We start from the raw sequence: 13,101 nt of genomic DNA, 5'->3' as shown, positions 1-13,101 counted from the left end.
GACGAGCTGCAAGGTGCGATCCTGCGCCTGGCTGACAGAGGGCACGCCGGCGCCGCTGATAAAGCGTGTCACGGCACTGGTTCGCAAGGCAGAGCAGGAAAATCATGGATCGCCCGGCCTGACACCGGAAGCGATCAGTGCCGGCCTTCGATCAGCGTGATCTTTTGCCAGATCTTCCGCGACAGGTTGGAGGCGAGAGTCTCGATGTCGTTGACGCCATCGACGACGACATTGTCGTTGACCGACTGGGCGAACAGCGCGGCGATTTTGCCGGTGATCGACAGCATTTCGGAGCAATAGTCGAGATAGCGGGCGAGATCGGCACGGTCGGTTATGCGTGCCGGTGAATGCGATGCCGGCTTGAAATCGGCTGAAAGCACTGCCGGATCCTTGGTCAGCTGATGCATGTCGATGACGTGGATCAGCGATCGCAAGCCGTGAAGCTTGCGAAACACCTGCTTGCGCTTGATACGCTCCTCGGTTCGGATCAAGGCCAGGAAGCCCAGCGCCGTCAGGATGATCACGTTGATCGAGGATTCTATGCCCTGCACCGACTGGATGGCATCGTGGTTTGCCGAGACACGGCCGAGCGGCAGGATGGTGCCGACGAACAGGAACATCAGCGCGCCAGCGGCAATGGCGGCGATGATGACGCCGCGCAGCCACCAGATCGGCGCTTCCAGCGCATTCGCCGCCTTGGCCAGATCACGCGACAGCGACACAAGTTCAATGGCGACGCCACGCAAGCCTGCATCGGGAAAACGGTCAGCGACGCGTTTTTCCAGTTGCTCGGCGGTTTCGATGATCAGTTTCGAATCAAGCGTGCGGTAGCGCATGGCGAGAGACCCGATCGACGTTCAGGATTCGGCCGGTGCATTGGTATGTTTGCCGTAGCGGTTGGGTCCGGGATCACTTTTGAAAAAGGCCAGAATGATAAGGAGAATGGCGCCGATGACGAGAGAGATCAATGCGTAGTAGGTAGGCTTGCCGAAATCATGGAACCGCTTCGCCGTTAGCGCAAAGGTCGACCATGTCGAGACGACCACAGCGATCCACCAGGCGAGCGCCCAGTACTGGCTTGCGGCAGTGCCGAGCGGCGTTCGCGAGAACTGGTAGAGCAGAAAAAGCTGAACGAGGAGCGGCAAAAGACCGGCCAGAACGTAGGCGCTGGGGTTCACTCGCCCGGAAAGGCTGAAGAAAAGCCAGAAAAATCGAGGTCTGTCGAGCAATCGGGTGCGTCCGTTTTTTTTTTTTTGCGAAGGATCAATCGCGAAGCAGTTCATTGATCGAGGTTTTGGACCGGGTCCTGGCATCGACCCGCTTGACGATGACGGCGCAGTAGAGGCTCGGAGCGGGCTCACCGCTGGGCAACGGCTTGCCGGGCAGCGAGCCGGCGACGACAACGGAATTGGCCGGCACTTCGCCGTAGAAGACCTCACCGGTGGCGCGGTCGACGATCTTGGTCGACTGGCCGATGAAGACGCCCATGCCGAGCACCGAGCCCTCGCGCACGATGCAGCCTTCGACCACTTCGGAGCGTGCGCCGATAAAGCAATTGTCCTCGATGATGGTGGGACCGGCCTGCATCGGCTCCAGCACGCCGCCGATGCCGACGCCGCCCGACAGATGCACGTTCTTGCCGATCTGGGCGCAGGAGCCGACCGAGGCCCAGGTGTCGACCATGGTGCCGCTGTCGACATAGGCGCCGACATTGACGAAGGACGGCATCAGCACGGCACCTGGCGCGACATAGGCGGAGCGCCGCACGATCGATGACGGCACGGCGCGAAAACCTGCCTTCTCGAAATCGATGGCGCTCCAGCCGTCGAATTTCGACGGCACCTTGTCCCACCACACGGCCTGGCCGGGGCCGCCCTTGATGATCTCCATCGGGTTGAGCCGGAAGGACAGCAGCACCGCTTTCTTCAGCCACTGGTTGACATGCCATTTGCCGTCGGCCTGGCGCTCGGCAACGCGGGCGACACCCCGGTCGAGCAGGTCGAGCGCCGACTGGATGGCGTCGCGCGTCGCGCCACGGGTTGCCGTCGAAATCGTGTCGCGTTCCTCGAAGGCTTCTTCGATGATCTTTTCGAGACTCGCCAGATCGGGCTTCGACATGAATTCGCTCCATTACCAAGCTGTTAAGGGGCCGCGCCTTAACCTGTTTTGAAAGTCGCCGGACCCTATGTGAAGGCTTGGTGAGGGTCAATCGCGGCTGCGCCACGGGACGGCGCAAGTGAATAATTGGACGGTAGGTAACATGACTCCTATGGAAAAGGCGGGGTGGACGCCGCTGCCGCATTCGGACGAGGATCTGGAGCGTTCGAAAAGCGTGCCGGATACGCCGCAGACGCGCGCCGAAACCTACCGGTTGGCCTGGAACGATCCCGACTTCATGACACGGCGCGAACTGCGCGCGGTCAGGCTACAGCTCGAACTGTTGAAGCCGGAGATGATCCTGGCCGAGCGCGGCATCCGCTCGACCGTCATCCTATTCGGTGGCGCGCGCATCCCCGAGCCGGGCGGAGAAGCCTGGGCGGCCAAGAACGAGACGCAGAAGAAGAACCTTGAGAAAAACAGCAAATATTATGAGGAAGCGCGAAAATTCGCCCGCCTCTGCTCGCAGCAGTCGGCCACCTCGTATTATCGCGAATTCGTCGTGGTGACCGGCGGCGGACCCGGCGTCATGGAAGCCGGCAACCGCGGCGCCGACGATGTCGGCGCACCGTCGATCGGCCTCAACATCGTGTTGCCGCACGAGCAGGCGCCGAATGCCTATGTGACGCCGGAGCTCTGTTTCAACTTCCACTATTTCGCGGTCCGCAAGATGCATTTCGTCATGCGCGCCAAGGCTGTCGCGGTGTTTCCGGGCGGCTTCGGCACGATGGACGAATTCTTCGAGACGCTGACCCTGATCCAGACCGGCCGCATGGAGCGCGTGCCGGTGATCCTGTTCGGCAAGGCTTTCTGGAAAAGGGCGATCGACCTCGATTTCCTCGCCGAGCAAGGCACGATCACCCCCGGCGACCAGGACATCATCGATTTCGTCGACACCGCCGACGAGGCCTGGGGGATTATCAGCCGTTTCTACAAGCTCTGAGACCCCGCTGCGCACCCACGGGTCAAGCCCGAGGGCATGCTTTTGGGCGACATGCACTAGAGCAATTCCAGGAAAAGTGCGGAGCGGTTTTCCGTTCGGAATTGCGTAAAAACAAATAATTAGAGCGGTTCGGCGTTTCCGTGAACGATGAAGTGCTCTAGGCTGGGACTTCGACGATCGCAGTAAGGAATTCGGCAAGATCGTCGGTGACGAAATCCACGTCGTCCTCGTTGGCCGGGTCACGTTCCCAGATTTCCGAGAAGGTCGGCTCGAAGTTGCGCGGCACGACCAGCACCGTGGTCATGCCCAGCGATTTCGGCACGGACAGGTTGCGGGCCAAGTCCTCGAACATCACCGCATTGTGGCCGGTGACGGCGTGGAGTTCCGCAAACTTCTCGTAGGTCCGGCGCGCCGGCTTGGGGTTCAGTCCGGCGGCGACGATATCGAAGATGTCGTCGAAATGGTCGAGGATGCCGAGTTGGCGCGCGGTGCGTTCGGCATGCCTGCGGTCGCCATTGGTGAAGATGAACTTGCGGCCGGGAAGCTGGCGGATGGCGGTGCCGAGAACGGGATCGGGAACCAGCCAGGAATAGTCGATGTCGTGGACCTTCTCGAGAAAGTCGTCGGGATCGATGCCGTGGCGCGCCATCAGGCCGTTCAGCGTCGTGCCGTATTCCCGATAGAGTTCCTTCTGCAGCTTGCGGGCATCGTCGCGCGGCAGCGTCAGCAGCTCTCCGACATAGGCGGTCATCTTCACGTCGATCTGCGAGAACAGGTTCGAATGGTGCGGATAGAGCGTGTTGTCGAGGTCGAACACCCAGTCGGTGACATGGGCAAAGCGGGCGGGATCCGGGAGTGTGGTCATGCAATCCTTATGGCACGAAACATTGCTTTTGGCAGAGGCTTTATCCACAACTTATGCGGGTTGCGGGTGGCGAAAATGACGCCATGATTCAAATTTTAGGCATCGCAGAAAGGTGGCATTCAGGGCTTGCTGGCACACAGACGGTCGAGGGGGAGCCAGCGATGAGCCGCATATTTCTGAAGTCTGCCGCCGTCGCTTTCGCCTCCCTCGCGGTCTCGCTTTTGTTGACGCTGATCGTCGTCCCGGCAATGGGCTTTCCGTTCAACCGCACGATGTGGCTGACGTGCACGGTCTGCCCGCTCGCGCTTGCCTGGATTGCCAGCGCTTATACATTCTGGCAGGGCGAGAGGCTGAAAGGCGCCCATCGCGATCTCGCCCGCGCTCATGCCCAACTCGCCGCCGCGCATCGGCGCCTGTCGGAAAAGGCGAGCCGCGACGACATGACCGGCATGCTCAACCGCGAGAGCTTCTTTGCGGCGCTCGACGCCTCCCGGCGGAAATCCGATCGCGGTGCGTTGCTGATCATCGATGCCGACCACTTCAAGATCATCAACGACAGCTACGGCCATCTGACCGGCGACGACGCGCTGCTCCTCATTGCAAGCGCGATCGAGCGCGGCGTGCGCAGCGGAGACGTGATCGGCCGCATCGGCGGCGAGGAATTCGGCGCGTTCCTGATCGGCGCCACCGAGCAGGAAGCCAAACGCGTCGCCGAGCGCATTCGCCGTGAAGTCGAGCTGATCCGCTTCCGTCCCGTTGATGAGCGGATCATACCCCTCACCGTCAGCATCGGTGGCGTCACCTGCGGCGAGGGCGCCGCCGTATCGGATCTGATGCGTGCCGCCGACCGGCGCCTTTACCAGGCCAAGCACCGCGGCCGCAATCTGACCATCCTGGACACGGACATTTCCGAAGCGGCTTGAGCGGTCCCGCCGGGCCGTTTACACGGCTTAAGCAAGTGTGCGGCTAGGTTTGGCACGGAATTGGCTTCTCTTGGCGAGCATGTGACGTTCTGGGAACGCCATGCGTGGATAAAGGCCCCATCGAGAGACGTGTCATGAGTTTCTTCACAAAGAAAATGTCGCGCCGCACGATCATGCAGGCGCTGATCGCGTTGCCGGCCCTGTCGCTGTTCCGCAAGCTGCCCGATGCCGATCCGGACGCAATCGTCGAGATCAATGGTTGGATCCTCAAAAGGAGCGATCTGGCGTGATCTTCGACAGCTACGAGGCATTTCCCGCGGTGAATTTCACCGCCAAGGTATGCATTCTCGGCTCTGGGCCAGCCGGCACCACGATCGCCAGGAAGCTTGGCGCGGCCGGCATTCCGGTTGTGGTGCTGGAGGCCGGCTCCCGTGAGTTCAGCGATGATTCGCAGGATTTCTACCGCGGCGCCACGGTCGGCGATCCCTATTTCGATCTCGACATCACCCGGCTGCGCTTCATGGGCGGCAGCTCCAATCACTGGGCCGGCTGGTGCCGCGTGCTCGACAGCCAAGATTTCGAGCCCAAGGCCTGGGCGCCGGATACCGGCTGGCCTATCAGCCGTGCCGACATCGAGCCCTACCTGCCTGAAGTCCACGATATCCTCGAACTTCCCGATTTCCGGCCGGATGTGCCGATCTCGGACGACATTCGCTGGGTGCAACTGATCAAAAGCCCGGCCGTGCGCTTCGGCGAAAAATTCGCCGAAGAGCTCGACAGGAGCAGGAACGTCGCCGTGGTGCTCAACACCTATGCCACCGAGCTTGCCGGCGATGGCAAACGAGTGACCGGCGCCAAATTGTGGTCGAACGGCCAGGATGCCGGTTCCTTCACCGCCGACTATTTCATCGTCTGCACCGGCGGCTTGGAAAACTCGCGGCTGCTGCTGTGGTCGAACCAGCGCTCGAATGGCGGCGTGGTGCCGAAAGCGACGGCGCTCGGCCGCTACTGGATGGAGCATCCGACCTTCGAGGGCGGCAATGCCATCCTCGCCGACTATAGCGCGTTCGAGGTCGACGCCACCAACGAGGCCTTCTTCTCGCCGACGCTTGCCGCCATGGAGCGCCTTGAGATCATGAATTTCGGGATCAGGCTGATCGAGACGCCGTACCCCGGGGTCAAACGCGTCATCGCCGACCTCGCCTGCACGGCGCCCGAGATGGCCGAATGGGTGTCCTATCAGCTCAGCCAGGACCTGCGCTGCGCCGCCCAGCTCTATGTCACCTGGGAACAGGCGCCGCTGGCCTCGAACCGGATTCAGTTGTCGAAAGCCGATGTCGACCATGCCGGCGATGCCGCGCATCGAGCTGCACTGGAAAAAGTCGGAGCTGGAGCGCCGCACGCTTCTCGAGGGCTTGAGGCTGTTTGGGACGACGCTCGTCCAGAAGGATCTCGGCCGGGTGCGCATCGCCGACTGGCTCACCAATGGCGGGGACTATCCGACGAATGAGGAGCTGGCCGGCCACCACCATATGGGCGGCACCCGTATGGGCACGGATGTGATCAAGAGCGTGGTCGACGCCAACTCAAAGGTGCATGGCATGGACAATCTCTATGTCGGCGGCTCTTCGGTGTTCTGCACGTCCGGCGAATGCAACCCGACGACGACGATCGTCGCATTGGCCTGCCGGCTGGGCGATCACCTCAGCAAAGTCATCGGCGTATAGAAGCCGGCTCAGCCGGCCGGCCGAGGGATCGTCATCGCAGTCCACCGCCAACAACGCCCGCGCCGGTCGGCTGCGAGCGTCCGAGCCTGCCCAGCGTTTAAAGTTTCGCCGGGTCGAGCGCCGGTTTGCCCTTGTGGCGTCCGACAATCGCTGCCATCTCGGCGACATCCTGGAATCCATCGCGCAAAACGTCGAAGGATGGCAGCACGAAATAGGCGCGTTGGAACTTGTCGATCTCGTAGCTGGTGCGCATCACCGTTTCCAGATCGAAGGGGACATGGTGCGCGTCCTTGCTTTCAATCGCGAATTGAAGTTCCGCAAAGGACGACATCAGCCCGGCGCCGAAAGCCTTCAGCGGTTGGCCGGCTTCCTGTATCAGCCCGTATTCGACGGTGTACCAGTAAAGGCGGCTGATCATCTCGTCGCCGCCAAGCGCGATCAGGTCCTCCGCTTTCTCCCCATACATCTGCATGAAATCGGCAAAGACCGGCTGCGTCAGTGCAGGCACGTGGCCGAAGAAGTCGTGGAACATGTCCGGCTCGACGATGTAGTCGAGCTCTTGTTTCGTCCGCAGCCAGTTGGTCACCGGGAAGCGCCGGCTGGCGAGGTGGACGAAGAAGGCTGGTGCGGGAATGAGGCCCGGCACGGCAACGATTTCCCAACCGGTAAGCTTGCGCAGTTTTTCGCTGACCACATCGAAATCCGGAATCTTGTCTAGCAGGCCCAGCGTGGCGACGCCGTCGAGATAGGACCGGTGTGCCAGCTTTTTGGTCAGCTTCGTCTGGCGGTCGCACAGTGTGCGCCACACCGCCTGCTCGTCGGCGGTGTAGTTGTAGCTCTGCTCGACGGTGAAATCGGAACGGCAGACCGAATAGTCGCCGCGAAGGCCTTGCGCCGCGCATTCGCGGGCGTAGTCGGCAACGTTGATCGTCATGGCTGTTCTCCCTGGAAATCACGACTAACATCGTAAAAATCTAGCCGGATCCGGTGAGGCAAATCCGCTTTGATGATGGCTCGAATACGCGATTTGAGGTAAAAGCCACCACAGCAAAGCTGTAGGAGAGTGAAAGTGCCTCAATTTGACGATTTTGAGATCAAGATGCTCGATATCTTGCAACGTGACGGACGCAAGCCTGTGTCCGAACTGGCCCAGGAGATCGGCCTGTCGACGACGCCATGCGCGCGCCGCTTCGAGGCTCTTCAGAGCGCCGGCATCATCAAGGGCTTTGCTGCTGTGCTCAGCCGCCGCGCCGTCGGCCTGCTGGTCGAGGTGTTCATTCAGGTGCGCCTCGTAACCCACAGCGACGGTTCGCCCGAAACCTTTATCGCTGCCGTGCAGCGCATGGACGAGGTGTCGTCGTGCTGGACGATGACCGGCGACTACGATTTCCTGCTGCATGTGATGGTGCCGTCGGTCGACGAGCTCAATGCCTTCGTCATGCACCGGCTGATGCGGCTCGACGGCGTGCGCGACGTCCACACGCAGCTTGTGCTGCAGAACATCAAGGGGCCGGGCCACGTGCCGCTCGGGCACCTCAGGCGATGAGCCTGTATCTCGGCAAATGCATTTCTGCGGAAAAGCTGCACGGAAACTGCTGAACCGGGCCAGCTGCAGGCCCAGATCGACGACCAGGATGACCGGACCGCCATTGCAAAAGGTCCTTCATGAAAATCGTCCTGATCAATCCGCCGCATACCGCCATCGGCAGCCGCGTGCCCGACGACCATTTGCCGCCGCTCGGCCTGCTCGCATTGGGCGGCCCGCTGATCGACGCTGGCCATGAGGTGCGGCTCGTCGATGCCGAGTTCGGGCCGATGCCGCTTGCCGCAGCCGTGCAAGACGCGCCTTGAGCGATCATCCCGATTGCATTTTGATCGGCCATTCCGGTTCGACATCGGCGCATCCGACAGCCCTGGAGATCGCACGAATGGTCAAGCACATCGATCCGGCGACGATGGTGATCTATGGCGGCGTGTTCCCCACCTATCACTGGCGCGACATACTTGCCGAAACGGACGTCTTCGACTTCATCGTGCGTGGCGAAGGCGAGGCGACCATCGTCGCGTTGGTTGAGGCGCTGGAAAAGCGCCGGCCGCTGTCTGACGTGGCGGGCATCGCCTTTCGCGACGATTTGCGCCGTCCCTTTGCCACCAAGCCGGCAAGCACGATCGCCGACCTCGATGAATACCGCATCGGCTGGGACCTGATCGATATCAGTCGTTACAGTTATTGGGGCGGCAAGCGCGCGGTGGTCATGCAGTTTTCCCGAGGCTGCCCGCATCTGTGCAACTATTGCGGCCAACGCGGTTTCTGGACGCGATGGCGGCATCACGACCCGGTGAAGTTCGCGCAAGAGATCGCCTGGCTGCACCGCGAGCATGGCGTCGAGCTGATCAACCTTGCCGACGAGAATCCGACCTCGTCCAAAAAAGCCTGGCGCGCCTTTCTCGATGCGATGATCGCCGAGAACGTGCCGGTCCTGATCGTCGGCTCAACCCGCGCAGATGACATTGTTCGTGATGCCGACAGCCTGCATCTCTACCGCAAGGCAGGCTTCATCCGCTGGCTGCTGGGCATGGAAAACACCGATGAGAAGACGCTTGCGTTGATCCGCAAGGGAGGCAGCACCTCGTCCGACCGCGAGGCGATCCGGTTGCTGCGCCTCAATGGCATACTGTCGATGGCGACCTGGGTCGCCGGTTTCGAGGATGAGCGCTTTCGCGATCTCTGGCGCGGCTTCCGCCAGCTCATCGCCTATGATCCGGACCAGATCCAGGCGCTCTATGTCACCCCGCACCGCTGGACGCCGTTCTTCAGGATGGCCAGGGACCGCAAGGTGATCCAGCTGGACGCCCGCCTGTGGGACTACAAGCATCAAGTGCTGCAGATGACCCGACTGAAGCCTTGGATGCTGTTCTTCAGCGTCAAGCTGATCGAACTGGCGGTGCAGTCGCGGCCGAAGGCACTGGCGCGCATCCTGTTCCACAAGGACCCGGAACAGCGCCATTCGATGCGCTGGTACACGCAGATGGGCCGCCGCGTCTGGTTCCGCGAGGTCTGGGGCTTTCTCGCCCGCGACCGCCGCCTGAAGGACGGTCCGACACTGGCCGAATTCTGGGGCGCGCCGCAGGACGAGGAAGAGGAATCGATGGTGTTCGGGCACCCGGCGCGCAAGCTGACACCGCCCGGGATCGCGATTTCGCCGAGCGCCTGATCAGCTCTGGGCAATCTCCTAAAAACATACGCAACGTATGCGTATTGACATACGGAGCGTATGTACCCACTTCGGGGAGACGGGGGTATGTCAGCAACCGCCCGGAAACCGGAGCGCAGCGATCCAAAACCCTGAAGCCTTGCGAGCGGCTCTCGCCCTTCTCGGCGAAGCCACATCGCGATCGTCGGGAGGTCTGGCCTGCCTTGTCTAGATGGAGTGAAACAATGACCAAACGCGATGCGATCTTCCCTGCCGGTCGGCAGGCCCTCTACGAGATCAACCGCTATTCGGCGGCGATCCGCTCGGGCGACTTTCTGTTCGTCTCAGGCCAAGTCGGCAGCCGCGAGGACGGGTCGCCCGAGCCGGTCTTTGCAAAGCAGGTCCAGCTTGCCTTTGACAATCTCGCGGCGGTGCTGAAGGCTGCCGGCTGCACCTTCGACGATATCGTTGACGTCACCACATTCCACACCGATCCGGCCACACAGTGGGAGGCGATCAACGCCGTCCGGCTGAAGGCGATCGGTGAACCGCCCTACCCGAACTGGACCGCGGTGGGCGTGAACTGGCTGGCTGGCTTCGATTTTGAAATAAAAGTCATCGCGCGCCTTCCTCAGCCCAACTAATCGACTGGCGGCGCGACCAAAGGCCGCCGCTTACGGCACGATCAGCGTGCCGGCGCCGTGTTCGGTGAACAGCTCGAGCAGCACCGAATGCGGCGTCTTGCCGTTGAGGATGACGACGCCTTCGACGCCGCGCTCGATCGCCTCGATGCAGGTCTCGACCTTGGGGATCATGCCGCCCGACACCGTGCCGTCCTTGATCAAGGCCTTGGCCTCGGTCACGGTCAGCTCGTCGATCAGCTTCTTGTTCTTGTCGAGCACGCCGGGCACGTCGGTGAGGAACAAAAGGCGTGTCGCCTGGCAGGCACCGGCAATCGCGCCGGCAAAGGTGTCGGCGTTGATGTTGTAGGTGTGGCCGTCGCGGCCCGGCGCCACCGGCGCCAGCACCGGGATCATTTCGGATCGTGCCAGAAGGTCGAGCAATGTGCGGTCGACCTCGACCGGCTCGCCGACGAAGCCGAGATCGAGCACGCGCTCGATGTTGGAGTCCGGGTCGATCATGGTCTTGCGCGCCTTTTCGGCGAAAACCATGTTGCCGTCCTTGCCGCACAGGCCGATCGCCCACTCGCCCTCGGCATTGATCAGCGCGACGATCTCCTTGTTGATCGAGCCGGCCAGCACCATCTCGACGATCTCGACCGTCTTCTGGTCGGTGACACGCAATCCGCCCTCGAACTTCGATTCGATGCCCATCTTGCTCAGCATGGCGCCGATCTGCGGCCCGCCGCCATGGACGACGATCGGATTGACTCCGGATTGCTTGAGCAGCGCAATGTCGCGGGCGAAGGCCTTGCCGAGCGCAATATCGCCCATGGCATGGCCGCCATATTTCACCACAACCGTCTTGTTCTCGTAGCGCTGCATGTAAGGCAGCGCCCTCGAAAGCAGCGCGGCCTGCATTTCGGCGGTGGCGGCGACGTCCGTCATCGGCATTGTTCCCAGCTTGAAATGATCGGCGGCGTCTTAGCGGGAATTGCGGCGGGCCGCAAACGGCTTTGCTGTCACATCAGGTGAAATCGGCCCGCTTCTATGCTGGCATTCGCAGCGGCGCCCGCCGCGCCTGCCATCCCGAAATCTTTTCCATTTGCGCGGCGAGGGACAGAAGCGTCTCTTCGTCGCCGGGCCGGCCGGCGGCCTGGATGCCGAGCGGCAGGCCGGCATCGGTGACATGGACAGGCAGCGTGATCGACGGCTGACCGCTGACGTTCTGGATCGCCGGCCAGTGGGTGAACCACAGGCTCTTGTCCATCAACTGCCCAAACAGCGGCTTGAATATCAGCAGCCGGGCGAGGCGCAGCCTGTCGAGCACGTCCTCTATGAACGCATCTGCGCCTTTCGGGTCCATGGCGCCGCAGGCGAGTGGCGGATGGGCAATAACAGGCATCAGCACGGCATCGTATTGCGCGGTCTCGGTGATCAGGCGGCGCGATACGGCATGCAGCCGCTGCAGGCCGGCATAGATCTCGCCGGCAGAGACGATCTCGCCGAAGCGGCTCATCAGACGCGTGGCGCGCTCGACGTCGCCCGAGACGGAGCGTCCGACACGCAACGCTTCAGCGCGCATCGTACCGGCCACCGCCGCGGCGACAATCTTGCAGAAATCGGCCATGAAATCACGATCGATATAGGGCAGGTCGATCTCCTCGATCGTATGGCCGCCTTCGCGCGCCAACGCCACGGCCGTGTCCAGCGCGGTCAGCGTCTCGGCCGATATCGGCAGGCCGAGCGGCGATTTCCGATAGACGGCCAGCTTGAGCTTGCCGGGATCGCGCGCCGCCGCGGCGGCGAAAGCGCCTTTCGGCGGCGGCGCCGCATAGGGCGACAGCGGATCAGGGCCATGGGTCAGGTCGAGCAGCAAGGCCGAATCCCGGACCGAGCGGGCAAGCGCGTGATCGACGACCAGGCCGTACCAGCTCTCGGTGACGAGCGGCGACAGCGGCACGCGGCCGCGCGAGGTTTTCAGCCCAACCAGCCCGGTGCAGGCGGCGGGAACGCGGATCGAGCCGCCGCCGTCCGAAGCATGCGCCATCGGCACGACGCCGGCCGCGACAAGCGCCGCCGCCCCTCCAGACGAGCCGCCGCTGGTATGTGCCGTGTTCCACGGATTGCGGGTGATGCCGAAAGCGGTGGATTCGGTCATCAGCCTCAGCCCATGTTCGGGCGAGGTGCTGGTGGCGATCGGAACAAGGCCGGCGGCCAGATGGCGTTCGGTCATCACCGAGTCGAAATCGGCAACGAAAGCCGGAATGCGGCTGCCGCCATGCGTCGGCACGCCTTTCATGGCGATGCCGAGATCCTTCAGCGCAAAAGGCACGCCGGCCAGCGGCAGCTTGCGGTCGATGGTTTTCGCCCGCGTCCGCGCTGCCTCGTAAAGCGGCTCGGCGATGGCGTTGATGTCCGGGCGGGTGGCCTCGGCCCGCGCAATCGCCGCATCGACGAGCTCCTGTGGTGTGATCTCGCCCTTGCGCACCAGGCTGGCAAGCCCGGTTGCGTCGTGCTCCCACAAGACCCGTTCAACCGACATTGCCGCTCCCCCCGCTATGAGAAGGCTAGCGGTTGCGGATTTTCTTGGCAATCGAAGTCCACGACGCTCCCGGCGCACAAGAACGCTTCCGCCGTTGCAAATACATTGCAATTGCCTAATTTGGCAG

At 62.3% G+C, this 13,101-nt stretch carries 12 protein-coding genes and 2 pseudogenes; 7 read left to right on the top strand and 7 right to left on the bottom strand.

Translation table 11 applies throughout. The features are described 5' to 3' along the window. Positions 1-134 precede the first annotated feature (134 nt). Genes EN885_RS13320 through dapD form a run of 3 tightly spaced genes read right to left on the bottom strand, consistent with a single transcriptional unit; the run spans position 135 to position 2,118 of the window. Positions 135-836: a hypothetical protein gene (locus EN885_RS13320; protein WP_128241606.1), complete on the bottom strand. Its 702-nt coding sequence runs from the start codon at positions 834-836 to the stop codon at positions 135-137. 21 nt (positions 837-857) lie between these two features. Further along, positions 858-1,283 carry a DUF805 domain-containing protein gene (locus EN885_RS13315; protein ID WP_164897841.1) on the bottom strand — a complete coding sequence of 142 codons (426 nt, stop codon included), beginning with the start codon at positions 1,281-1,283 and terminating at the stop codon, positions 858-860. Further along, entirely contained in the window at positions 1,264-2,118 is an 855-nt protein-coding gene (gene dapD, locus EN885_RS13310; protein ID WP_095484550.1) for a 2,3,4,5-tetrahydropyridine-2,6-dicarboxylate N-succinyltransferase, read from the bottom strand. The genes EN885_RS13315 and dapD overlap by 20 nt, the downstream gene beginning before the upstream one ends. 142 nt (positions 2,119-2,260) lie before the next feature. Between dapD and EN885_RS13305 the strand changes: the two genes are divergently transcribed. Then, positions 2,261-3,100: an LOG family protein gene (locus EN885_RS13305; protein WP_095484549.1), complete on the top strand. Its 840-nt coding sequence runs from the start codon at positions 2,261-2,263 to the stop codon at positions 3,098-3,100. 157 nt (positions 3,101-3,257) lie between these two features. Here EN885_RS13305 and EN885_RS13300 read toward each other — a convergent pair whose 3' ends face one another. After that, positions 3,258-3,965: a pyrimidine 5'-nucleotidase gene (locus EN885_RS13300; RefSeq protein WP_095484548.1), complete on the bottom strand. Its 708-nt coding sequence runs from the start codon at positions 3,963-3,965 to the stop codon at positions 3,258-3,260. A gap of 161 nt (positions 3,966-4,126) precedes the next feature. Between EN885_RS13300 and EN885_RS13295 the strand changes: the two genes are divergently transcribed. The 3 genes and pseudogenes from EN885_RS13295 (at position 4,127) to EN885_RS34835 (ending at position 6,615) form a co-directional block, all read left to right on the top strand. Further along, positions 4,127-4,888: a GGDEF domain-containing protein gene (locus tag EN885_RS13295; RefSeq protein ID WP_095485073.1), complete on the top strand. Its 762-nt coding sequence runs from the start codon at positions 4,127-4,129 to the stop codon at positions 4,886-4,888. Between the two features lie 134 nt (positions 4,889-5,022). Next, positions 5,023-5,178, top strand: a complete 156-nt coding sequence (locus EN885_RS13290) for a hypothetical protein (protein WP_101954462.1) — start codon at positions 5,023-5,025, stop codon at positions 5,176-5,178. After that, positions 5,175-6,615, top strand: a pseudogene (locus tag EN885_RS34835) (GMC family oxidoreductase). Before EN885_RS13290 ends, EN885_RS34835 begins: the two are co-directional and overlap by 4 nt. A gap of 97 nt (positions 6,616-6,712) precedes the next feature. Here the strand turns inward: EN885_RS34835 and phhA are convergent. Continuing rightward, a complete protein-coding gene (phhA, locus tag EN885_RS13280; RefSeq protein ID WP_095484546.1) occupies positions 6,713-7,549 on the bottom strand; it encodes a phenylalanine 4-monooxygenase in 837 nt (278 codons plus the stop codon). 135 nt (positions 7,550-7,684) lie between these two features. On the opposite strand from phhA, the gene EN885_RS13275 reads away from it, so the two are divergent. From EN885_RS13275 to EN885_RS13265, 3 genes and pseudogenes are all read left to right on the top strand, one after another. After that, positions 7,685-8,161 (top strand): Lrp/AsnC family transcriptional regulator, encoded by a 477-nt coding sequence (locus tag EN885_RS13275; RefSeq protein WP_095485072.1) that lies wholly within the window; start codon positions 7,685-7,687, stop codon positions 8,159-8,161. A gap of 119 nt (positions 8,162-8,280) precedes the next feature. Beyond that, positions 8,281-9,830 (top strand): annotated as a pseudogene (gene bchE / locus EN885_RS13270) (magnesium-protoporphyrin IX monomethyl ester anaerobic oxidative cyclase). Positions 9,831-10,054: 224 nt separating this feature from the next. After that, positions 10,055-10,453 (top strand): RidA family protein, encoded by a 399-nt coding sequence (locus tag EN885_RS13265; protein WP_128241604.1) that lies wholly within the window; start codon positions 10,055-10,057, stop codon positions 10,451-10,453. 30 nt (positions 10,454-10,483) lie between these two features. Here EN885_RS13265 and argB read toward each other — a convergent pair whose 3' ends face one another. Together argB and EN885_RS13255 are read right to left on the bottom strand one after the other, a co-directional pair. After that, a complete protein-coding gene (gene argB, locus EN885_RS13260) occupies positions 10,484-11,377 on the bottom strand; it encodes an acetylglutamate kinase (RefSeq protein WP_095485071.1) in 894 nt (297 codons plus the stop codon). A 100-nt stretch (positions 11,378-11,477) separates the two neighbouring features. Then, positions 11,478-12,974 (bottom strand): amidase, encoded by a 1,497-nt coding sequence (locus EN885_RS13255; RefSeq protein ID WP_128241603.1) that lies wholly within the window; start codon positions 12,972-12,974, stop codon positions 11,478-11,480. Positions 12,975-13,101 lie beyond the last annotated feature (127 nt).

The sequence above is a fragment of the Mesorhizobium sp. M6A.T.Cr.TU.014.01.1.1 genome, assembly GCF_004022765.1.
Taxonomy (GTDB): Bacteria; Pseudomonadota; Alphaproteobacteria; order Rhizobiales; family Rhizobiaceae; genus Mesorhizobium; species Mesorhizobium mediterraneum.
The sequence above is the reverse complement of the archived record's forward strand: the minus strand, read 5'-3'. Positions and strand labels throughout refer to the sequence as shown.

Coding starts and splice junctions, on each gene's coding strand:
- dapD (WP_095484550.1), bottom strand. CDS start 2,118: ATGTCGAAGCCCGATCTGGCGAGTCTCGAAAAGATCATCGAAGAAGCC.
- EN885_RS13265 (WP_128241604.1), top strand. CDS start 10,055: ATGACCAAACGCGATGCGATCTTCCCTGCCGGTCGGCAGGCCCTCTAC.
- EN885_RS13305 (WP_095484549.1), top strand. CDS start 2,261: ATGACTCCTATGGAAAAGGCGGGGTGGACGCCGCTGCCGCATTCGGAC.
- EN885_RS13295 (WP_095485073.1), top strand. CDS start 4,127: ATGAGCCGCATATTTCTGAAGTCTGCCGCCGTCGCTTTCGCCTCCCTC.
- EN885_RS13255 (WP_128241603.1), bottom strand. CDS start 12,974: ATGTCGGTTGAACGGGTCTTGTGGGAGCACGACGCAACCGGGCTTGCC.
- EN885_RS13320 (WP_128241606.1), bottom strand. CDS start 836: ATGCGCTACCGCACGCTTGATTCGAAACTGATCATCGAAACCGCCGAG.
- EN885_RS13300 (WP_095484548.1), bottom strand. CDS start 3,965: ATGACCACACTCCCGGATCCCGCCCGCTTTGCCCATGTCACCGACTGG.
- argB (WP_095485071.1), bottom strand. CDS start 11,377: ATGACGGACGTCGCCGCCACCGCCGAAATGCAGGCCGCGCTGCTTTCG.
- EN885_RS13315 (WP_164897841.1), bottom strand. CDS start 1,283: ATGAACTGCTTCGCGATTGATCCTTCGCAAAAAAAAAAAAACGGACGC.
- EN885_RS13290 (WP_101954462.1), top strand. CDS start 5,023: ATGAGTTTCTTCACAAAGAAAATGTCGCGCCGCACGATCATGCAGGCG.
- phhA (WP_095484546.1), bottom strand. CDS start 7,549: ATGACGATCAACGTTGCCGACTACGCCCGCGAATGCGCGGCGCAAGGC.